Source organism: Symbiopectobacterium purcellii, from assembly GCF_052050035.1.
GTDB lineage: Bacteria > Pseudomonadota > Gammaproteobacteria > Enterobacterales > Enterobacteriaceae > Symbiopectobacterium > Symbiopectobacterium purcellii_A.
Map to the genome: position 1 here is coordinate 4,796,121 of NZ_CP189882.1, position 20,199 is coordinate 4,816,319.

19 protein-coding genes and 8 pseudogenes are annotated in these 20,199 nt (G+C 49.0%); 15 read left to right on the forward strand and 12 right to left on the reverse strand.

Features of this window, described 5'->3' with window-relative positions; genetic code table 11:
• Positions 1–138 precede the first annotated feature (138 nt).
• Positions 139–1,062 carry a kdo(2)-lipid IV(A) palmitoleoyltransferase gene (gene lpxP, locus ACQGXV_RS32530; protein ID WP_440864329.1) on the forward strand — a complete coding sequence of 308 codons (924 nt, stop codon included), beginning with the start codon at positions 139–141 and terminating at the stop codon, positions 1,060–1,062.
• Positions 1,063–1,263: 201 nt separating this feature from the next.
• Here lpxP and ACQGXV_RS32535 read toward each other — a convergent pair.
• From ACQGXV_RS32535 to ACQGXV_RS32560, 6 genes and pseudogenes are all read right to left on the reverse strand, one after another.
• Positions 1,264–1,914 (reverse strand): annotated as a pseudogene (locus ACQGXV_RS32535) (integrase core domain-containing protein); the annotation flags it as partial.
• Between the two features lie 17 nt (positions 1,915–1,931).
• Positions 1,932–2,438: pseudogene (locus ACQGXV_RS32540) on the reverse strand (IS3 family transposase); the annotation flags it as partial.
• A 58-nt stretch (positions 2,439–2,496) separates the two neighbouring features.
• A pseudogene (locus ACQGXV_RS32545) lies at positions 2,497–2,823 on the reverse strand (transposase); the annotation flags it as partial.
• Between the two features lie 22 nt (positions 2,824–2,845).
• The gene (locus ACQGXV_RS32550) at positions 2,846–3,379 is read right to left on the reverse strand and encodes an IS630 family transposase (protein WP_440862665.1); all 534 of its coding nucleotides are present in this window, start codon (positions 3,377–3,379) and stop codon (positions 2,846–2,848) included.
• A gap of 67 nt (positions 3,380–3,446) precedes the next feature.
• A complete protein-coding gene (locus ACQGXV_RS32555; RefSeq protein ID WP_440864330.1) occupies positions 3,447–3,668 on the reverse strand; it encodes an IS630 transposase-related protein in 222 nt (73 codons plus the stop codon).
• Between the two features lie 35 nt (positions 3,669–3,703).
• Positions 3,704–4,348: pseudogene (locus ACQGXV_RS32560) on the reverse strand (IS256 family transposase); the annotation flags it as partial.
• A gap of 3 nt (positions 4,349–4,351) precedes the next feature.
• Between ACQGXV_RS32560 and ACQGXV_RS32565 the strand changes: the two are divergent.
• The 4 genes and pseudogenes from ACQGXV_RS32565 to ACQGXV_RS32580 all read left to right on the forward strand — a co-directional run.
• Positions 4,352–4,645, forward strand: a complete 294-nt coding sequence (locus tag ACQGXV_RS32565; RefSeq protein WP_440864331.1) for a transposase family protein — start codon at positions 4,352–4,354, stop codon at positions 4,643–4,645.
• 57 nt (positions 4,646–4,702) lie between these two features.
• Positions 4,703–5,692, forward strand: a pseudogene (locus tag ACQGXV_RS32570) (IS256 family transposase); the annotation flags it as partial.
• Positions 5,693–5,714: 22 nt separating this feature from the next.
• Entirely contained in the window at positions 5,715–5,903 is a 189-nt protein-coding gene (locus ACQGXV_RS32575; RefSeq protein ID WP_440867765.1) for a transposase, read from the forward strand.
• Between the two features lie 15 nt (positions 5,904–5,918).
• A pseudogene (locus ACQGXV_RS32580) lies at positions 5,919–6,125 on the forward strand (integrase); the annotation flags it as partial.
• A gap of 136 nt (positions 6,126–6,261) precedes the next feature.
• On the opposite strand, the gene icd reads toward ACQGXV_RS32580, so the two are convergent.
• Entirely contained in the window at positions 6,262–7,515 is a 1,254-nt protein-coding gene (icd, locus tag ACQGXV_RS32585) for an NADP-dependent isocitrate dehydrogenase (RefSeq protein ID WP_440864332.1), read from the reverse strand.
• A 131-nt stretch (positions 7,516–7,646) separates the two neighbouring features.
• On the opposite strand from icd, the pseudogene rluE reads away from it, so the two are divergent.
• From rluE to phoQ, 7 genes and pseudogenes are all read left to right on the forward strand, one after another.
• A pseudogene (gene rluE, locus ACQGXV_RS32590) lies at positions 7,647–8,274 on the forward strand (23S rRNA pseudouridine(2457) synthase RluE).
• Positions 8,267–8,734: an NUDIX hydrolase gene (locus ACQGXV_RS32595; RefSeq protein WP_440864333.1), complete on the forward strand. Its 468-nt coding sequence runs from the start codon at positions 8,267–8,269 to the stop codon at positions 8,732–8,734. The pseudogene rluE and the gene ACQGXV_RS32595 overlap by 8 nt, the downstream one beginning before the upstream one ends.
• Before the next feature lie 106 nt (positions 8,735–8,840).
• Positions 8,841–9,947 carry a tRNA 2-thiouridine(34) synthase MnmA gene (gene mnmA / locus ACQGXV_RS32600; RefSeq protein ID WP_440867766.1) on the forward strand — a complete coding sequence of 369 codons (1,107 nt, stop codon included), beginning with the start codon at positions 8,841–8,843 and terminating at the stop codon, positions 9,945–9,947.
• A 3-nt stretch (positions 9,948–9,950) separates the two neighbouring features.
• Positions 9,951–10,577: a high frequency lysogenization protein HflD gene (hflD, locus tag ACQGXV_RS32605; protein WP_440864334.1), complete on the forward strand. Its 627-nt coding sequence runs from the start codon at positions 9,951–9,953 to the stop codon at positions 10,575–10,577.
• A gap of 147 nt (positions 10,578–10,724) precedes the next feature.
• Positions 10,725–12,095, forward strand: a complete 1,371-nt coding sequence (gene purB, locus ACQGXV_RS32610) for an adenylosuccinate lyase (protein WP_440864335.1) — start codon at positions 10,725–10,727, stop codon at positions 12,093–12,095.
• Between the two features lie 216 nt (positions 12,096–12,311).
• The gene (gene phoP, locus ACQGXV_RS32615; RefSeq protein ID WP_440864336.1) at positions 12,312–12,992 is read left to right on the forward strand and encodes a two-component system response regulator PhoP; all 681 of its coding nucleotides are present in this window, start codon (positions 12,312–12,314) and stop codon (positions 12,990–12,992) included.
• A 2-nt stretch (positions 12,993–12,994) separates the two neighbouring features.
• A complete protein-coding gene (phoQ, locus tag ACQGXV_RS32620) occupies positions 12,995–14,446 on the forward strand; it encodes a two-component system sensor histidine kinase PhoQ (RefSeq protein ID WP_440864337.1) in 1,452 nt (483 codons plus the stop codon).
• A gap of 149 nt (positions 14,447–14,595) precedes the next feature.
• On the opposite strand, the gene ACQGXV_RS32625 is transcribed toward phoQ, so the two are convergent.
• From ACQGXV_RS32625 to ACQGXV_RS32640, 4 genes and pseudogenes are all read right to left on the reverse strand, one after another.
• Positions 14,596–15,459 carry an IS30 family transposase gene (locus tag ACQGXV_RS32625; protein WP_440864338.1) on the reverse strand — a complete coding sequence of 288 codons (864 nt, stop codon included), beginning with the start codon at positions 15,457–15,459 and terminating at the stop codon, positions 14,596–14,598.
• Positions 15,459–15,746 (reverse strand): annotated as a pseudogene (locus tag ACQGXV_RS32630) (IS30 family transposase); the annotation flags it as partial. The pseudogene ACQGXV_RS32630 and the gene ACQGXV_RS32625, both read right to left, overlap by 1 nt.
• 38 nt (positions 15,747–15,784) lie before the next feature.
• Positions 15,785–16,606, reverse strand: a complete 822-nt coding sequence (locus ACQGXV_RS32635; RefSeq protein WP_440864113.1) for an IS630 family transposase — start codon at positions 16,604–16,606, stop codon at positions 15,785–15,787.
• Positions 16,607–17,056, reverse strand: a complete 450-nt coding sequence (locus ACQGXV_RS32640; RefSeq protein WP_440867767.1) for an IS30 family transposase — start codon at positions 17,054–17,056, stop codon at positions 16,607–16,609.
• 88 nt (positions 17,057–17,144) lie between these two features.
• On the opposite strand from ACQGXV_RS32640, the gene ACQGXV_RS32645 reads away from it, so the two are divergent.
• Positions 17,145–18,044 (forward strand): transposase family protein, encoded by a 900-nt coding sequence (locus ACQGXV_RS32645; protein ID WP_440862939.1) that lies wholly within the window; start codon positions 17,145–17,147, stop codon positions 18,042–18,044.
• Positions 18,045–18,081: 37 nt separating this feature from the next.
• Here the strand turns inward: ACQGXV_RS32645 and ACQGXV_RS32650 are convergent, their stop codons facing one another.
• Positions 18,082–18,354: a helix-turn-helix domain-containing protein gene (locus ACQGXV_RS32650; RefSeq protein ID WP_440864339.1), complete on the reverse strand. Its 273-nt coding sequence runs from the start codon at positions 18,352–18,354 to the stop codon at positions 18,082–18,084.
• Between the two features lie 82 nt (positions 18,355–18,436).
• Between ACQGXV_RS32650 and ACQGXV_RS32655 the strand changes: the two genes are divergently transcribed.
• Together ACQGXV_RS32655 and ACQGXV_RS32660 are read left to right on the forward strand one after the other, a co-directional pair.
• A complete protein-coding gene (locus ACQGXV_RS32655; RefSeq protein ID WP_440864340.1) occupies positions 18,437–18,973 on the forward strand; it encodes a helix-turn-helix domain-containing protein in 537 nt (178 codons plus the stop codon).
• A 57-nt stretch (positions 18,974–19,030) separates the two neighbouring features.
• A protein-coding gene (locus ACQGXV_RS32660) for an IS3 family transposase (protein WP_440864341.1) occupies positions 19,031–20,196 on the forward strand; the annotation gives its coding sequence in 2 pieces (ribosomal slippage) (positions 19,031–19,274 and positions 19,274–20,196; 1,167 coding nt in all).
• The last annotated feature ends 3 nt before the right edge of the window (positions 20,197–20,199 follow it).

A 20,199-nucleotide genomic window follows, 5' to 3' on the forward strand; every position in this document is an offset into this window, starting at 1 on the left:
CCTTCAGGTCAGGCAGCTTGCTGGAGTGAGGACATCCCCCCAGGTATCAGGGTTTTCGTCCCAGTGTGCCGCTTACAGAAAGTCTGTTTCTTTATGCGATACATCCCCCTTTTTTTGTGTAGTGCGTATAGGAACATCATGAGTTCGAGCGTTCGTTTTTGTCCTGCCTTTTTTCACCCTCACTACTGGCTAACCTGGTTTGGTGTTACGGTGCTTTTCCTTTTGGTTCAACTGCCCTACCCGGTGCTGATTCGTCTGGGTGCCCTCTTTGGTAGGTTGTCCAGACCATTTCTTAAACGAAGAGAAACCATCGCGCGCAGGAACCTCAAACTCTGCTTCCCTACGTTAAACGACCAAGAGCAAGAAAGGCTTATTGCCAGTAACTTCGCGTCGCTAGGGATGGCACTGGTTGAAACCGGGATTGCCTGGTTTTGGCCCAACAAGCGCATTCGTAAATTGTTTGACGTACAGGGTTTGCAAAACCTCCAACGTGCTCAAGAGAACAAACGCGGTGTAATGGTGGTTGGTGTGCATTTTATGTCGTTGGAGTTGGGGGGGCGTGCCATGGGCCAGTGCCAGCCGATGATGGCGATGTATCGCCCACACAATAATCGCCTGTTAGAGTGGGTGCAGACTAAAGGCAGAATGCGTTCCAACAAAGCGATGATCGATCGCCGAAATCTAAAGGCCATGGTCGCCGCTTTGCGCCAAGGAGAAGCCGTCTGGTTTGCCCCCGATCAGGATTACGGCCCGAAAGGCAGCACCTTTGCGCCCTTCTTCGCCGTCAGCGATGTGGCAACAACCAACGGAACTTACGTCCTTTCCCGTTTGTCCGGCGCGGCTATGTTGACCATCACGCTGATCAGAAAACCAGACCTTACGGGCTATACGCTAATTATCGAGCCAGAATTGGTCGATTACCCGAAAGACGATGAGTCTGCGGCAGCAACCTACATCAACAAGGTCATTGAGCGCGAAATATTGCGCGCGCCTGAGCAGTATCTTTGGGTTCACCGGCGCTTTAAAACACGGCCTCAAGGCGAAAAGTCACTGTATATATAAATGACACTGCCAAGGAAATAAGGAGAAGTACCAATGAGTAAAATCACAATGATCATGAATGTTGTGGCTATCGTTGTGGGCGCTGGCAGCTATCTGGGATGGTGGTAGCAGAGAAGCCGTGACGTTATAGACAAGCACTTATCTGTACTAGCTCAGACCTGATCTGACAGTTACCGGTTATTTATACAGGTGTCTGTCAGATTACATCCGGTTCAGATCCTTTTCTGACCAGACCCGTTTTCCATCAAGTAACGTGGCCATTGGCGTTCGCCCGCAGCACATTTTTCCCTGATGAGTTCGCTCATTATTGTAATGCCACAACCAGTTGTCCAGATCTGCCTGCAGGCTCTCCAGGTCCCCATATAACTTCTTGCGGAACGTAACCTGATAAAAATCCTGCAAAATCGTTTTATGGAAGCGCTCGCAGATGCCGTTCGTCTGCGGAGACATCGCCTTCGTTTTTGTATGGTCGATATCGTTGATGGCTAGATACAGCTGGTAATCATGCTGCTCCACCTTACCACAGTACTCCGTTCCCCTGTCGGTCAGTATTCTCAGCATCGGCAGTCCCTGAGCCTCGTAGAACGGCGGTACGCGATCATTTAGCAGGTCGGCGGCAGTGATCGGCGTTTTACTCGTATAAAGCTTGCAGTGTGCCACTTTCGAGTACGTATCCACGAACGTCTGCTGGTAGATACGGCCCACCCCTTTCAGATTGCCAACGTAGAAGGTGTCCTGCGACCCGAGATAACCCGGATGAGCCGTCTCGATTTCGCCGCTGGCCTCATCATCATGCGCCTTTTTCTCCAGCGCTGCGATTTGGACATCGGTAAGCACGATGCCTTCTCTGGCATGTAGTGGTCAACTAAATTTGGCACCCTGCCTGACTGTTGATGGAACAGCCGTTCTGATTCATTTGGTGTTAACCCACCGTTATACCAGTGAGGTCTGACATCGCTATAATAATGGGTTATGTAGCGAATAATGGATGATTGAGCAGTACTAAAGCTTTGGTAGCCAGTCGTTGGCACCCATTCAGTCTTCAGACTACGGAAGAATCGCTCCATCGGACTATTATCCCAACAATTTCCTCTGCGACTCATACTTTGGGTCATCTGATAACGCCACAATGCCTGCCTATACTCACGACTGGTGTAATAGCTTCCTTGGTCACTATGAAACATGACTTGTTTGGGATGCCCACGCAGTTCCCAAGCCATTTGTAGTGCTTTGGCTGTTAATTCTGAATCTGGCGAAAACGACATTGCCCAACCCACGGGTTTTCGGGCAAATAAATCTAATACCACCGCCAGATACGCCCATCGGTCGCCTGTCCAAATATAGGTTACATCGCCGCCCCAAACCTGGTCAGGCTTGGGGCTTTGTTGAATAAATCAGAATTAGCCGACAGGATGACTCCCTCTGCTACACCTGTTATCCTATCCTGACGCTGTGTGGCATACCCAACAACGTCATACGGTTCAGCGCTTTGACCATCGCTATGGCTTCACCTACTTGAGCCTCATAGTCACGCAGGCTCAGATGGCCACCCAGCAAAGTTTTTATGCGGAACATCGCTGTTTCTGCCACTGAACGCCGGTGATAACCCACTTTCTTTTTCCACATATCATTACTCCCGCTCAGACGCTGATTCGCCACCGCATGGTTACGTTCATGGTACTTGTCCGGCCAGTATTTGGCTCCGCTTCGCGGCGGGATAAGGGGCCTGATTTTCTTTCTTAGCAACGCATCGTGGCAGTATAGCCAAGCGACTTAATTTTGATTACACCATATGGACTGAGAACAAACTCTCTGTATCGCAACCCATCTCTCTTTTTTTGCTTTTTGCTTGTGCCCATTTATGCTCAATTGGGTTAAGATCTGGCGAATATGTAGGCAAATACTCCACCATATACCCTGCATCGATGATGACTTGTTGAATATTATGTTTTTTGTGAAAAGTGGCATTGTCCATCATGATTACACTGTTTTTAGGGAGTACTGGGATAAGGACTTGTGTGACCCAGGCATAGAAAACATCGCTGTTAATATTGATATCAAATAATCCGATAGCAAACAGCGTTGTGCCTAATAAAGCGCCGATAACATTTGTTCTTCCCCTAGCTCCCCAGTTCTTCAGGCCAAAACACCGTTGACCTTTTGGGGAATAGCCGTGAGTCCGTGGGGCATCGTGTGAAAAACCACTTTCATCAATAAAAACAATAGGTTTACCTTCTTTTTCATACTGTTGTTTTTTTTGTTGAAATCCCTGCCGGGCGTTTTCGTCGGCTTTCGGATGACGTAGAGTTTTTTTTATAGGTCAATCCCAGCTTTTTAAGCGCTTGCCAAATGGCCTTCTGACAAACGCCAAAACGCTCTGCACGTTATTTTTGGTAAGCATCTGGATATTGTTCAACATCTTTTATCAACTCGGATTTATCGATCTTTCGCTGACGCGTGGTCGATGCTTTTGACTCTATTTGATTAATCCAACGCGATACAGAGGCAGGGCCAATCCGAAATTGCTTCGCTGTTTCTCGGATACTCAACCCTTCGTTTTTCCGTGTAGATATCACTTTACGTCTAAAATCAATTGAATAGCTCATTTAAATAATGTAATCAAAATTAAGTCGTTTAGCTATAACCAGAACTTGACCCCCTCGGTTTTGGCTATCCATAGCCCCAGCAGCTCTTTTTCGCCCTGGCCGTTGATGCCTAGAGCCAAGTAAACAGACTTGTTGGTCACGGCTCCGCCGTCCTGGCTTTTGACCACAATACAGTCAAGGTAAACAATGGGATAAAACGCATCCAGCGGCCGTTGCTGCCAGCGCTTAACGTCATCCATCACGGCATTGGTCACTTGAGAAATGAAGCCAGCGGAAACATCGACCCCGTAGACTTCTTTAAAGTGAGCCTGAATATCACGGGTTGATAGCCCTCTGGAATAGAGAGAAATAATGCGGTCATCGAAGCGGTTAAGCTGCTTTTCGTGCTTACCGATCAGTGTCGGCTCGAAAGTACTGTTGCGGTCGCGCGGAATATCGAGCTCGAGCGCCCCATTTTGGCTACGTACGCTCTTGGATGTCTTGCCATTGCGGGAGTTGCCTGAATTATTACCAGCCGGGTCATGCTTAGCATACCCAAGGTGTATCTCCATCTCAGCTTGAAGAACCCGTTCCGCCAGTCTTTTAGTCAGCTCCTTGAGTATGCCTGATTCACCCAGAAGCTCCTGAGGGGAGTGGCAATCCTGAAGCAGTTGGTCAATAAGTTCGTTGCTGATAGGCATTTTTTGTCCTCTGAAGGTTTTCCTCAAAATGCCATTTACACAGATTATTTTACAGTCTCACAGCATCCTAATACACAAATCCCAAAAAAAGGAACTCGAAAAAGACCTTTATCGCCTGAACAAAAACAAGAAAATAAAATAATCTCGGGCATCCGTATTACAGTTAAACACGCCATCGCGGGTATCAAGCGCCTCGGTTGCATGACCCAAATTTTACGGAATCGTAGACCCTTTATTGATGATACCTTCTTACTCCTTAGCGCCGGTCTTTGGAATTTCCATCTCAGAACAGCGTAAAATTTACTTCAATCACCGAAACACCCTTATTTCACTATTAAGCAACACGCTTGTAGCCAAAATGGGGCGCTCGAGCTCGATATTCCGCGCGACCGCAACAGTACTTTCGAGCCGACACTGATCGGTAAGCACGAAAAGCAGCTTAACGGCTTCGATGACCGCATTATTTCTCTCTATTCCAGAGGGCTATCAACCCGTGATATTCAGGCTCACTTTAAAGAAGTCTACGGGGTCGATGTTTCCGCTGGCTTCATTTCTCAAGTGACCAATGCCGTGATGGATGACGTTAAGCGCTGGCAGCAACGGCCGCTGGATGCGTTTTATCCCATTGTTTACCTTGACTGTATTGTGGTCAAAAGCCAGGACGGCGGAGCCGTGACCAACAAGTCTGTTTACTTGGCTCTAGGCATCAACGGCCAGGGCGAAAAAGAGCTGCTGGGGTTATGGATAGCCAAAACCGAGGGGGCCAAGTTCTGGTTATCTGTAATGACAGAACTGAAAAATCGTGGGCTACAGGACATCTTCATCGCCTGCTGCGATGGCCTGAAGGGCTTTCCTGATGCCATTGAAGCTGTTTACCCGCATACGCGGGTACAGCTCTGCATCGTGCATCAGGTGCGGAACTCGCTGCGCTACGTCGGCTGGAAAGAGCGTAAAGCCGTTGCTGCTGACCTCCGCACTATCTATAGTTCCGCAACGCTAGAGGGCGCTGAAGAGGCCCTGGATGCCTTCGCGGACAAATGGGATGAGCAGTTCCCGACGATCAGCCCATCGTGGAGAAATAATTGGGAACGTCTCATCGTCATTTTTGATTTTCCGCCGGAGATTCGCAAGGTTATCTACACCACCAACGCGATAGAGTCGTTAAATGCTTCATTGCGCAAGATAACGAAAACGCGACGAATATTTCCAACGGATGACTCGGTGCTAAAATTATTCTATCTAGCCTTACATAATATCTCGGCTAAATGGACCCTACCAATCAGAGACTGGAAACCGGCTATGAGCCAATTCATGTTGATGTATGGAGATCGGATTTCCGGTTAAGCGATGGAGCCATTTACACGAAATTCTTTACAGACTCCGCTCACAACTTTATCGTGATGCTTATCGCCGTCGCGACGTTGTAGAAAGATGTTTTGGCCGTTTAAAGGAATATAGACGGATTGCCACACGTTATGAAAAAACGGCAAGAAACTATCTAGCAATGGTGAAACTGGGCTGCATCCGCTTGTTTTACGCCCGGTTACGTAATTAAGGGACACAGCCTAGTAAGGCCAGAGATAAAACAGGATTGAGTTGGGAAAACGGTACGCCGCCCACCTTTAATGAGCAGCGTTCGTTGTCCGAGCGGCTATATCGGGAACAAGGTGATGTCGATACCCGGCATCTGCTGGGGCATAAATCGCAGCATCAGACCGATGCGTACAGCGATGATCGCGGTAAAGATTGGTTAACAATTCAGGTGAAGTCGGGTTGAAAGGCTGTTACTGATGCGGTGATTTTTTAATCTATTTTACTGAGGGATTTTACTGGGATTTTACTGAATGATTTTTTCGATGTTAAAAATCAGCGGAAGCAGCACGCCCCCGCCGATCTTTATCGCAACAAGTCGATTACATGTTATCGATGATGTCCTGAGCAAACTCACTACATTTCCGCAGCTTAGCGCCTTCCAGCTGACGTTCGAAATCGTAGGTCACAGTCTTGTTCTTGATCGCGCCTTCCATACCCTTAACAATCAGGTCGGCCGCTTCGAACCAGTGCATGTGGCGCAGCATCATTTCAGCGGAAAGAATGACTGAACCGGGGTTCACTTTATCCTGACCGGCATATTTCGGTGCTGTGCCGTGAGTCGCTTCGAAAAGCGCGCATTCATCACCAATGTTGGCACCGGGTGCGATACCAATACCGCCGACCTGAGCCGCCAGCGCATCAGAAATGTAGTCACCGTTCAGGTTCATACAAGCGATAACGTCGTACTCGGCAGGACGCAGCAGAATCTGTTGCAGGAACGCATCGGCAATCACATCCTTGATGATAATGTCTTTGCCGCTGTTCGGGTTCTTGATGTTAACCCACGGTCCACCGTCGATCAGCTCACCGCCGAATTCGTCACGCGCCAACTGGTAGCCCCAATCTTTAAACGCGCCCTCGGTGAATTTCATGATGTTGCCCTTGTGGACTAACGTCACAGATTCACGATCGTTGACGATAGCGTACTCAATGGCGGCACGTACCAGACGCTTGGTTCCCTCTTCCGAGCACGGCTTGATGCCAATACTACACTGTTGCGGGAAGCGGATTTTGCTCACACCAATCTCGTCACGCAGGAATTTGATCACCTTGTCAGCTTCTGCGGTACCGGCTTTCCACTCGATCCCCGCATAAATGTCTTCGGAGTTTTCACGGAAGATCACCATATCAGTCAGCTCAGGCTGTTTAACCGGGCTTGGTGTACCTTCGTAATAACGAACCGGACGCAGGCAGATATAAAGATCCAGTTGTTGACGCAGAGCAACGTTCAGAGAACGGATACCGCCGCCGACCGGCGTCGTCAATGGGCCTTTGATGGCGACACGGTAGTCACGAATCAAATCCAGCGTCTCTTCCGGCAACCAGACATCGTTGCCATACACTTGGGTGGATTTTTCACCGGTGTAGATTTCCATCCATGAGATAGCGCGCTTGCCGTCATAAGCTTTTTTCACTGCGGCATTAACAACATTGATCATCGCAGGAGTCACATCCACGCCGATACCGTCGCCTTCGATAAAGGGGATGATCGGATTATTAGGAACGTTCAGCTTACCTTGGGCATCAACAGTGATTTTTTGTCCGTCTGTTGGTACAACTACTTTGCTTTCCATTAACCTCTCCTTCGAGCGCAATTTTGTTAATGATTTGTAAGATGCGCGTCAATACTACTTGAATATTTTGCCCGCGCCAATCGCAAACCATTTCGAGTATAATGCCTTTGTAACTCTCGGCTATAAAGATGATGAATAAATTCTCGGTTAAAAATCAAAACTTTAAGCGATTCATCTCGCAAACTTCACGTAAACGCGCGGTTTCCACTGCGCCGCGCCGTATCGTTCTGTTCAACAAACCTTTTGACGTGCTTCCGCAGTTTACCGATGAAGCAGGCCGCACCACCCTGAAAGACTATATCCCTTTTCCTGATATTTATGCCGCTGGGCGGTTGGATCGTGATAGCGAGGGTCTAATGATTCTCACTAATGACGGAAAACTGCAAGCCCGACTCACTCAACCGGGGGAAAAAAACCGCGAAAATCTATTATGTTCAGGTAGAAGGCACCCCGACAGAGACGGATCTGCAGCAACTTCGTCGCGGCTTGCTGTTGAAAGATGGCATGACATTGCCCGCTGGCGCAGAAATTGTTGCTGTCCCTGAGTGGCTATGGGCACGCGTGCCGCAGATTCGCGAAAGAAAAACGGTTACATACAGTTGGCTAAAAATCACGCTACATGAGGGGCGAAACCGTCAGGTTCATCGCATGACCGCGCACAGAGGCTATCCAACCCTACGCCTGATAAGTTAAGGTATGGCCAATCAGACACTGGAACATCTACCGCCTGGCACCTGGAGAGAGATTATAGATGTTTAAACCGCATGTTACCGTGGCCTGTGTTGTACAGGCAGAAAACCATTTTTTAATCGTTGAGGAAGAGATTCGCGGTAAGGCAACCTGGAACCAGCCCGCGGGACACCTTGAGGCTAACGAAACACTGATTCAGGCAGCTCGACGCGAACTGTGGGAGGAAACCGGCATCAGCGCCACGCCGCAGTTTTTTCTGCGTCTTCACCAATGGATTGCCCCCGACCATACTCCGTTTCTGCGTTTTTGCTTTACCATTGATCTCCCAGCAAGACGTCCAACCACCCCACATGACAGCGATATCAGTTGCTGCCACTGGCTCGCCGCTGAGGAGATCCTGCATTCCACGCAGTTGCGATCGCCGCTGGTAGCAGAAAGTATTCGCTGCTATCAGACGTCAGAACGCTACCCGCTCAGCCTGTTGGGAGCCTTTAACTGGCATTTTGAAATACCCAATGCGCAGGATTAGCCATGCAGCCCTGACAACATCATGATAAAATATGCCGCTTGTTTTTCATGCTGACGCGTTGAAGTCCTATGAGCCGCGCGCCAGCACTTCAGTTCGTGAGACGCCCATGTCAGATAACAGCCAGAAAAAAATCATTGTCGGGATGTCCGGCGGTGTCGATTCTTCCGTTTCCGCCTACCTGTTACAGCAACAGGGTTATCAGGTTGAAGGCCTGTTCATGAAGAACTGGGAGGAAGACGATGACACCGAGTATTGCTCTGCCGCTACCGATCTGGCCGATGCGCAAGCCGTATGCGACAAATTGGGCATTGTGCTACACACCGTCAATTTTGCTGCGGAATATTGGGATAATGTGTTTGAACATTTTCTGGCGGAATACCGTGCCGGCCGCACGCCCAACCCCGATATTCTGTGTAACAAAGAGATAAAATTCAAAGCGTTTTTGGAGTTTGCCGCCGAAGACTTAGGGGCCGACTATATCGCTACCGGCCACTATGTTCGACGCCATGACAGCGGCTGCGCCACGCGTTTGTTACGCGGCAAAGACAGCAACAAAGATCAGAGTTATTTCCTTTACACGCTTAGCCACCAGCAAATCTCACAAAGCCTGTCCCCTGTGGGAGAGTTGGAAAAACCTGAGGTGCGCCATATCGCAGAACGCCTTGGCCTGGCAACTGCGCAGAAGAAAGATTCCACCGGTATCTGCTTTATCGGTGAACGCAAATTTCGAGATTTTCTGGCGCGCTACTTGCCTGCACAACCGGGACCTATCCTGTCCGTTGATGATGGCAAACCCATGGGGCAACATCAGGGCTTGATGTACCACACGCTGGGACAGCGCAAAGGGTTAGGCATCGGCGGTGTCAAAGAGGGCAGCGAAGATCCTTGGTATGTGGTTGATAAAGATGTCACGAATAATATTCTGTATGTTGCACAAGGACACGACCACCCACGCCTGATGTCACAGGGGCTCATCGCACAACAGTTGCATTGGGTCGATCGCCAACCGCGCCTTGAACCTTTCCGCTGCGTCGTGAAAACGCGATATCGTCAGGAAGACATTCCCTGTACGGTGACCCCACTGGACAGCGAACGCATCAGTGTTCGCTTTGATGCACCGGTTGCTGCCGTCACGCCGGGTCAATCCGCGGTGTTTTATCAGGGAGAGGTTTGCCTTGGCGGCGGCATCATCGAAGAACGAGTACAGGAGTAACCTGTGGCTAAAAATTATCAGGACATCACGCTGGCACTGGCTGGCGTTTGCCAATCTGCCCATCTGGTTCAACAGTTGGCGCACAATGGCCACTGTGATAATGACGTACTGCAAACCTCGCTCAACAGCATGTTGGATATGAATCCCGGCTCTACCGTAGCAGTATTTGGTGGCGATGAGCGCAACCTAAAGGTTGGATTGGAAACCTTGCTAGGTATTTTAAACAGCAGTGTCAAAGGCGTAGGTGCAGAATTATCCCGCTATGCCTTTAGTTTGATTGCCCTTGAGCGCAAGTTAAGCGGCAATGGTGCAGCGCTTGATGAGTTGGGTAACCGTATTAGCCAACTTTCACGACAACTCGAGCATTTTGAGCTGATGTCAGAGACGATTATCAGTGCTCTGGCAGGGATTTATGTCGACGTCATCAGTGCACTGGGTCCGCGAATTCAGGTCACCGGTTCCCCGGAAGTGCTGAAAAACGCGCAGGTGCAGGCCAAAGTGCGCGCCGCGTTGTTGGCGGGTATCCGTGCAGCCGTGCTGTGGCAACAGGTCGGCGGTGGGCGTTTGCAACTGATGTTTTCTCGCGCACGTTTGGTAAAAGAAGCCAAACAGATGCTGGCCCGTTGTTAATCCGTAGGCGGCCGATTGCGATATAAGAAACAGCGTTGTGGCCGCCCATGCATCATCACAACACCTAAACGTTGCTGATGTTATCGTTTTTAATTTATGTGTTGTTAAACCTATACTTTGATAAATACACCCCAGGAGTTGCTTGCGATGGAATTATCCTCACTGACCGCCGTGTCCCCGATTGATGGTCGCTACGGTGATAAAGTCAGCACGTTACGCGCTATTTTCAGTGAATTTGGTTTGCTGAAATTTCGTGTGCAGGTTGAAGTCCGCTGGCTGCAAAAATTGGCAGCCTGTGCAGAAATCAAGGAAGTTCCTGCATTTGACGCCGACGCAAACGCTTTCCTTGATAAAATTGTCGCAGAATTCAATGAAACTGACGCCGCGCGAATCAAAACCATCGAACGTACGACCAATCATGATGTGAAAGCCGTAGAGTATTTTCTCAAGGAAAAAGTCGCGGCGGTGCCTAGCCTGCACGCAGTCAATGAATTTATCCATTTCGCCTGTACGTCAGAAGATATTAACAACCTGTCTCACGCATTGATGCTGGATTGCGCACGTCGTGAGGTGATTCAGCCGTTCTGGCGCCAAATTATTGATGCCCTTAAAACGTTGGCGCAGCAGTATCGCGACATTCCCCTGCTCTGCCGTACCCACGGTCAGCCTGCAACGCCGTCGACTATCGGCAAAGAGTTCGCTAACGTGGTTTACCGCATGGAGCGCCAATATCGTCAACTGCAACAGGTCGAAATTCTTGGCAAAATCAATGGAGCAGTGGGTAACTACAACGCGCATTTGGCCGCTTATCCGACACTGGATTGGCATGCATTCAGCGAAAGCTTTGTAACCTCGCTGGGTATCCAGTGGAATCCCTACACCACACAGATAGAACCTCACGACTACATCGCGGAACTGTTTGATTGTGTAGCCCGCTTCAATACCATTCTGATCGATTTCGATCGAGATATCTGGGGCTATATTGCACTGAATCACTTCAAGCAGAAAACCATCGCGGGTGAAATTGGTTCTTCCACGATGCCGCACAAGGTGAACCCGATCGACTTTGAAAATTCCGAAGGCAATCTGGGATTGGCCAATGCTGTGCTGTGCCATTTGGCGACTAAGTTACCTGTGTCACGCTGGCAGCGTGATTTAACCGATTCAACCGTACTTCGTAATCTGGGTGTCGGCATCGGTTATGCGCTAATCGCTTATCAAGCTACACTGAAGGGCATTAGCAAACTGGAAGTGAACGGCGATCGTCTGCTGGATGAGCTGGACAGCAATTGGGAAGTGCTGGCAGAACCTATCCAAACGGTCATGCGCCGTTATGGCATTGAGAAGCCTTACGAGAAGCTGAAAGAACTGACGCGTGGAAAACGCATTGACGGTGCTGGCATTCAGGCCTTTATCGACAGTCTCGCGCTGCCAGAGGAAGAAAAAACACGCCTCAAGGCAATGACGCCTGCGAGCTATATTGGTCATGCAGTGACGCTGGTAGACACGTTAAAGTAACGCGTAAGCACGGGGGGGTAACGGCCCCTCGTGTCCCTTTTACGAGTGATTATTGGTTCGCGTTAGGCTTTTTCTCCATTCCCTCGACGTTTGTTTACATTTAGTTTACTGCGATTGTGGATAATTCACATCGCCACCGCCGATGCTCAATTCTGCTTTTTTTGTTAGAATTAGGAGGCATAGCCCGGTTCGTCTAGTTCAATGAAGGATAAAGTCATGCGCGTACTGGTTGTTGAAGATAATGTGTTGCTGCGCCATCACCTCACCGTTCAGATGAAAGAAATGGGCCATCAGGTTGATGCGGCTGCCGATGCTAAAGAAGCGGATTATTTCCTGCATGAACATGCCCCTGATATCGCTATTCTGGACCTGGGATTGCCTGTTGAAGATGGTATGACGCTGATTCGCCGTTGGCGCAATCAGCAAGTGAAGCTGCCCATTTTGGTGCTAACAGCGCGAGAAAGCTGGCAGGATAAAGTGGCGGTGCTTGAAGCTGGTGCTGATGATTATGTGACGAAACCCTTTCATCTTGAGGAAGTCGTTGCACGAATGCAGGCGCTGATGCGACGCAACAGCGGTCTGGCTTCCCAGTTAATCAGTTTACCACCGTTCGAAATTGATCTGTCGCGTCGTGAATTAATGGTGGAGGGTACACCGATTAAACTCACGGCATTTGAATACACGATTATTGAGACGCTGATTCGTAACAACGGTAAGGTAGTCAGCAAGGAGTCACTCATGCTGCAACTTTATCCTGATGCAGAATTGCGTGAAAGCCACACTATTGATGTGTTGATGGGACGTCTGCGCAAAAAATTGCAACTGGTGTATGATGCCGACGTCATCACTACCGTACGAGGCCAAGGCTATCGTTTTGATTTGGTCGCCTCTTCATAGCCATGCGTGTAAAAAGACTGCCATTCTCCTTACGTGTTCGTTTTCTGCTTGCTGCTGTCGCTATAGTGCTGGCCCTGTCGCTGTCTTACGGGGCCGTCGCTATAATTGGCTACAGCGTAAGTTTCGATAAAACGTCATTCCGTTTACTGCGCGGCGAAAGCAACTTGTTTTATCGACTGGCGCAGTGCAAGGATCATCAGCTTAGCGTCACCATGCCCTCCGACATGGATATCAGCTATCCCACGCTGGTGCTGATTTACGATCAAGACGGCAAAATGCTCTGGCGCGAACGCGAAGTACCGGAACTGGAAGCGCTGATCAAACCCGAGTGGCTGACAAAAACCGATTATCACGAACTGGATACCAACACCCAGACCAGCAGTGCGGTACTCAAAGGTGATGCACAAGTCCTCAGCAAGCTAACCCGCTTTATCAGTAAAGTGGAAGAAACACCGTTCACCCACTCCATCGCGGTCAATACCTATCCGGCTACAGAAAGTCTGCCCGCACTAACCATCGTCGTGATTGATAAAATTCCCCAGGAACTGCAACAGGCAGATATGGTCTGGGAATGGTTTAGCTATGTTTTTATCGCCAATTTACTGCTAGTACTGCCCTTACTCTGGCTAGCCGCCCACTGGAGCTTGCACCCCATTAAGACGCTGGCAGAACAGGTTGCCGATTTAGAAAATGGCACCCGAGAACAGCTTGATGAGAATCCACCGCGTGAGCTCTATAGTCTGGTGCGCAACCTCAACATTCTTCTCAATAACGAACGTAAACGTTATCAAAAATACCGTACGGCACTAACGGATCTAACGCATAGCCTGAAAACGCCGCTTGCGGTGCTCCAAACTACATTACGTGCGTTACGTACGGATAAAGAAGTGCATATTGAGCAGGCAGAACCGGTGATGCTGGCGCAAATCAGCCGCATCTCACAGCAGATAGGTTACTATCTTCATCGCGCGAGTATGCGTTATGAGCACAATCTGTTGCTGCGTGAGGTGCACTCCGTTCCGGCATTGCTGGATGGCCTTTGTTCCGCGCTAAACAAAGTGTATCAGCGTAAAGGCGTCGTCATCACATTGGATATTTCCCCGGAATTGACCTTTGTCGGCGAGAAAAACGACTTTATGGAAGTGCTGGGTAACGTACTCGATAATGCCTGCAAATACAGTCTTGAGTTTGTTGAAGTGAGCGCACAGTATTCGGACCATCGCCTGCATCTGCTGATCGATGATGATGGCCCTGGCATACTGCGCAGCCAACGTGAAATGATTTTCCAACGTGGTCAACGGGCGGATACGCTGCGCCCCGGTCAGGGCATTGGGCTCTCCGTCGCGCTGGATATTATCGAGCAATATGAAGGGGAAATTATCATCACCGACAGTGTTCTTGGTGGTGCCCGCGTTGAAACCATTTTTGGCCGCCAGCATCCGCATCCTGACTAACCTCGGCGAGTTGTCACCGTATAGCTGCTCCGTGCTGCAACTCCACCGCTGAAATGGTTATACTCTTACCGCACCCCTTTGTTGGAACACATGGTATGGATTATCAACTGGCCCCATTCCCAGTCGAAACGCAACAAAACGGTAGGGCATTATGCCGCCTGTAAGTGCGTTAAAAATACCTCATTTGGAGAACGATAACCCAGCGATTTTCTGCCTCGCGTATTGAGCAGGTGTTCGAGTGCTGCAACCTTGCGATGGGTGACATAATTGAAGTCCGTTCCCTTCGGGTAAAAACGCCGTATCAGCCCGTTGGTATGCTCATTCAACCCGCGTTCCCAGGAATGATATGGCCGGGCAAAGTAGACCGGTGCCCCCGTGACTTTTGTAATTTCCCCGTGCTGGGAAAATTCAGAACCGTTGTCAGCAGTCAGGGTTTTAAACTCGCAGAAGGTATTGGCAACGATGTCCCTGAAGGCCGCTACCACTGTCTCTGCTCGCTTGTTGGGCAGTTTGCGAATGATGACCAGCTTGACGGCTTTATCGACCACCGTCAGCAGGAATGATTTCTGATCTTTGCCAAAGATGGTGTCAATCTCGAAATGCCCGGGTTCCTGCTTGAGGTCAGCAACGGCCGGCCGCTGCTCAATGCCAACACGGTTGGGAATAGGACCGCGTTTGTTCTCATCGGTCTGATAGTTATACCGTTTACCCCGATGAGGGAGCTGCTGATACAGCTCACCGCCGGCCCGGCGCTCCTGCTGGATATAGCGATAGAGCGAGTTCTTGCTGACGGACAGGCCAAATTCCAGGACCAGGCGCCCACTGATGACCTCAGGTGAGGTGTGGGTAGACAGCGCCGTTCTGATAAAGTCCTGAATGTGCGGTTCAAGCTGGTTAATCACGCTGTCCGGCCGTGTTTTCTGCCGCCGCCCTCTGGCCAACGTTTCGGCCCTTCTGCAGGAATAGACCCCGTGGCCCATTCCCAGTCGAAACGCAACAAAACGGTAGGGCATTATGCCGCCTGTAAGTGCGTTAAAAATACCTCATTTGGAGAACGATAACCCAGCGATTTTCTGCCTCGCGTATTGAGCAGGTGTTCGAGTGCTGCAACCTTGCGATGGGTGACATAATTGAAGTCCGTTCCCTTCGGGTAAAAACGCCGTATCAGCCCGTTGGTATGCTCATTCAACCCGCGTTCCCAGGAATGATATGGCCGGGCAAAGTAGACCGGTGCCCCCGTGACTTTTGTAATTTCCCCGTGCTGGGAAAATTCAGAACCGTTGTCAGCAGTCAGGGTTTTAAACTCGCAGAAGGTATAGCCAAGCGACTTAATTTTGATTACACCATATGGACTGAGAACAAACTCTCTGTATCGCAACCCATCTCTCTTTTTTTGCTTTTTGCTTGTGCCCATTTATGCTCAATTGGGTTAAGATCTGGCGAATATGTAGGCAAATACTCCACCATATACCCTGCATCGATGATGACTTGTTGAATATTATGTTTTTTGTGAAAAGTGGCATTGTCCATCATGATTACACTGTTTTTAGGGAGTACTGGGATAAGGACTTGTGTGACCCAGGCATAGAAAACATCGCTGTTAATATTGATATCAAATAATCCGATAGCAAACAGCGTTGTGCCTAATAAAGCGCCGATAACATTTGTTCTTCCCCTAGCTCCCCAGTTCTTCAGGCCAAAACACCGTTGACCTTTTGGGGAATAGCCGTGAGTCCGTGGGGCATCGTGTGAAAAACCACTTTCATCAATAAAAACAATAGGTTTACCTTCTTTTTCATACTGTTGTTTTTTTTGTTGAAATCCCTGCCGGGCGTTTTCGTCGGCTTTCGGATGACGTAGAGTTTTTTTATAGGTCAATCCCAGCTTTTTAAGCGCTTGCCAAATGGCCTTCTGACAAACGCCAAAACGCTCTGCACGTTCTTTTTGGTAAGCATCTGGATATTGTTCAACATCTTTTATCAACTCGGATTTATCGATCTTTCGCTGACGCGTGGTCGATGCTTTTGACTCTATTTGATTAATCCAACGCGATACAGAGGCAGGGCCAATCCGAAATTGCTTCGCTGTTTCTCGGATACTCAACCCTTCGTTTTTCCGTGTAGATATCACTTTACGTCTAAAATCAATTGAATAGCTCATTTAAATAATGTAATCAAAATTAAGTCGTTTAGCTATATTGGCAACGATGTCCCTGAAGGCCGCTACCACTGTCTCTGCTCGCTTGTTGGGCAGTTTGCGAATGATGACCAGCTTGACGGCTTTATCGACCACCGTCAGCAGGAATGATTTCTGATCTTTGCCAAAGATGGTGTCAATCTCGAAATGCCCGGGTTCCTGCTTGAGGTCAGCAACGGCCGGCCGCTGCTCAATGCCAACACGGTTGGGAATAGGACCGCGTTTGTTCTCATCGGTCTGATAGTTATACCGTTTACCCCGATGAGGGAGCTGCTGATACAGCTCACCGCCGGCCCGGCGCTCCTGCTGGATATAGCGATAGAGCGAGTTCTTGCTGACGGACAGGCCAAATTCCAGGACCAGGCGCCCACTGATGACCTCAGGTGAGGTGTGGGTAGACAGCGCCGTTCTGATAAAAAACTAGTTGCTGAATAGAGACTTGCATTTTTTGTCAGGCTATTGAGAATAAAAAGAGGTTTAACTTAGAGAATAAAGGTTTGAAATGATCAACAAAGAGCGGTTGTTACGAGATAATCGTTTATGTAAAGCAATCATTGGATTATCAGTCGAAGAATTGAAAAATTTAGCCGCTGAATTTTCAGCTTGTTATTTGATTTATCGGAAAAAGAATCGAAAAGATCACGAGCGGCAGATGGGTGCAGGGCAGAAAGGATTTATCCCAACCCCATTAGATAAACTGCTTTTTATTTTATTGTATTTAAAATGTTATCCGACCTATGATTTGCAAGGGCTTCTTTTTGGTTTAGATAGAACACGGGTATGTCGCTGGGTAAAAATATTATTGCCGGTTTTAGAGATGACCTTGGGGCGAGAATGTGTTTTGCCCGCTCGTCAAATTCGCTCTGCTGAGGAATTTTTTCGCGCCTTTCCTGGAGTTAAAGACGTCTTTATTGATGGGACAGAGCGACCTGTCCAAAAGCCTAAGAATCTGCGTCGGCGAAAAAAAATGTATTCGGGAAAGAAAAGACAGACCACTCGAAAAGGGCTTATTATGACTGACGAAACAAGGCAAATTGGATTTATCCCCATGAGCAAAAATGGGCGCCGTCACGATAAACGCTTACTCGATAAAGTCGATATAATTCGCCATATTCCTCCTGAGGTAACCATCTGGGCAGATACCGGTTTTCAAGGTATAGATAAACAGCATCCTAATACACAAATCCCAAAAAAAGGAACTCGAAAAAGACCTTTATCGCCTGAACAAAAACAAGAAAATAAAATAATCTCGGGCATCCGTATTACAGTTGAACACGCCATCGCGGGTATCAAGCGCCTCGGTTGCATGACCCAAATTTTACGGAATCGTAGACCCTTTATTGATGATACCTTCTTACTCCTTAGCGCCGGTCTTTGGAATTTCCATCTCAGAACAGCGTAAAATTTACTTCAATCACCGAAACACCCTTATTTCACTATTAAGCAACACGCTTAAAGTCCTGAATGTGCGGTTCAAGCTGGTTAATCACGCTGTCCGGCCGTGTTTTCTGCCGCCGCCCTCTGGCCAACGTTTCGGCCCTTCTGCAGGAATAGACCCCGTTGAAAGCGGCGTCGGTATTGCGTCTGAGTTCCCTGCTGATGGTAGAACGAGGAAGCTCCAGTTCCCGGGCGATGGTGGCCTGGTTAACCCCATCACCACGCCGTTTTTCGATGTAGAACCGCTCTTTGTGAGTCAGATGTTTTCCCTGCATGCAACGGGATCTCCAGTAGGGCCAGAACGGTGATTTTATCCGGGTCTGGCCAGTGGGTCACTTTGTTGCATTTCGACTGGGAATGGGGCCTGTAGGTATTAGCGAGCGGACGTTCCAGCGCTGGCGGCTAAGTCCTGACGACAGGCGACCGACGGCATCACGGCCGATGCCGAAAAACAGGCTCAGTGCTGAAGCGGAACAGCAGGTGCTGGCCATCTGCCATGAGCCACGATTCGCCAGTCTGTCGCCGGCGCAAATCGTACCGGCACTAGCCGATGAGGGGCGTTACGTTGCCAGTGAATCGACGTTTTACCGGGTGTTGCGCCGTGCCGGAGAGGTCAGTCATCGCGGGCGTCAGCAGGCCCCGCAAAGTAAGCCGCTGTCGACATGGAAGGCGATCGCGCCGAACCAGGTGTGGTCGTGGGACATCACCTGGCTGAAGTCGCTGACGGCGGGTCACTGGTTCTACCTGTATCTCATAGAAGATGTGTTCAGTCGCAAAATAGTGGGTTATGAGGTGTACCCGGTCGAAAGCGGCGAGTATGCAGCAGAACTGCTGAAGCGAACGGTGCTGAGCGAGCGCTGCTGGCAGGAGCCGCTGGTTGTAGTGGCATACTGAATTTGGCCACCTAAGTAGAGGTGATATGCTTACCTCATAATTTTTATAGGTGCCAAAATGAGTAAAATAATTACTGCTGAATTTAAATGTGAAACCGCCAAATTAGTCCTTGACCAAAATTATACCTACCAGGAAGCCGCGAAAGCCATGAACGTCAGTCTTTCAGCGATTAGCCGGTGGGTAAGAGCCCTTCGTTTAGAACGTCAAGGGAAAACATCGCCTGGTCTGCCATTAACACCTGAACAAATTGAGTTCAGAGAAATGAAGAAAAAAATCCACCGACTGGAAATGGAGAATGCCATCTTAAAAAAGGCTACTGCGCTCTTAATGTCCGACTCACTGAAAAATTCTCGGTAGTTGAAAAGCTAAGAGCGCTTTATCCAGTGAAAGCGTTGTGTCGTATTTTTAATGTTCACCGAAGCAGTTATCGCTATTGGTGTCGACCTAAGGAGCCAGATATTGAGCGGACGATAAAACGTAGCCTGGTCAGCGAAGCGTGGAACGTTAGTGGCGGGTCTGCGGGCGCAAGGACTATCGCCACGATGGTTACCAATACACACGACGTGAAACTTGGGCGGTGGTTAGCGGGTAAGTTGATGAAAGAATTAACCCTCGTTAGTTGCCAAACAAGAAAACATCAATACAACCGCGGTGGAAATGAACGTATTGATATTCCAAATCTGCTCAATAGGCAGTTCGCTGTGACCAAGCCTGACCAGGTTTGGTGCGGCGATGTAACCTATATTTGGACAGGCGACCGATGGGCGTATCTGGCGGTGGTATTAGATTTATTTGCCCGAAAACCCGTGGGTTGGGCAATGTCGTTTTCGCCAGATTCAGAATTAACAGCCAAAGCACTACAAATGGCTTGGGAACTGCGTGGGCATCCCAAACAAGTCATGTTTCATAGTGACCAAGGAAGCCATTACACCAGTCGTCAGTATAGGCAGGCATTGTGGCGTTATCAGATGACCCAAAGTATGAGTCGCAGAGGAAATTGTTGGGATAATAGTCCGATGGAGCGATTCTTCCGTAGTCTGAAGACTGAATGGGTGCCAACGACTGGCTACCAAAGCTTTAGTACTGCTCAATCATCCATTATTCGCTACATAACCCATTATTATAGCGATGTCAGACCTCACTGGTATAACGGTGGGTTAACACCAAATGAATCAGAACGGCTGTTCCATCAACAGTCAGGTAGGGTGGCCAAATTTAGTTGACCA

Coding starts and splice junctions, on each gene's coding strand:
- lpxP (WP_440864329.1), top strand. CDS start 139: ATGAGTTCGAGCGTTCGTTTTTGTCCTGCCTTTTTTCACCCTCACTAC.
- ACQGXV_RS32555 (WP_440864330.1), bottom strand. CDS start 3,668: ATGAGCTATTCAATTGATTTTAGACGTAAAGTGATATCTACACGGAAA.
- icd (WP_440864332.1), bottom strand. CDS start 7,515: ATGGAAAGCAAAGTAGTTGTACCAACAGACGGACAAAAAATCACTGTT.
- ACQGXV_RS32595 (WP_440864333.1), top strand. CDS start 8,267: ATGTTTAAACCGCATGTTACCGTGGCCTGTGTTGTACAGGCAGAAAAC.
- mnmA (WP_440867766.1), top strand. CDS start 8,841: ATGTCAGATAACAGCCAGAAAAAAATCATTGTCGGGATGTCCGGCGGT.
- purB (WP_440864335.1), top strand. CDS start 10,725: ATGGAATTATCCTCACTGACCGCCGTGTCCCCGATTGATGGTCGCTAC.
- phoP (WP_440864336.1), top strand. CDS start 12,312: ATGCGCGTACTGGTTGTTGAAGATAATGTGTTGCTGCGCCATCACCTC.
- phoQ (WP_440864337.1), top strand. CDS start 12,995: ATGCGTGTAAAAAGACTGCCATTCTCCTTACGTGTTCGTTTTCTGCTT.
- ACQGXV_RS32625 (WP_440864338.1), bottom strand. CDS start 15,459: ATGCCCTACCGTTTTGTTGCGTTTCGACTGGGAATGGGCCACGGGGTC.
- ACQGXV_RS32635 (WP_440864113.1), bottom strand. CDS start 16,606: ATGAGCTATTCAATTGATTTTAGACGTAAAGTGATATCTACACGGAAA.
- ACQGXV_RS32645 (WP_440862939.1), top strand. CDS start 17,145: ATGATCAACAAAGAGCGGTTGTTACGAGATAATCGTTTATGTAAAGCA.
- ACQGXV_RS32650 (WP_440864339.1), bottom strand. CDS start 18,354: ATGCAGGGAAAACATCTGACTCACAAAGAGCGGTTCTACATCGAAAAA.
- ACQGXV_RS32655 (WP_440864340.1), top strand. CDS start 18,437: ATGGGGCCTGTAGGTATTAGCGAGCGGACGTTCCAGCGCTGGCGGCTA.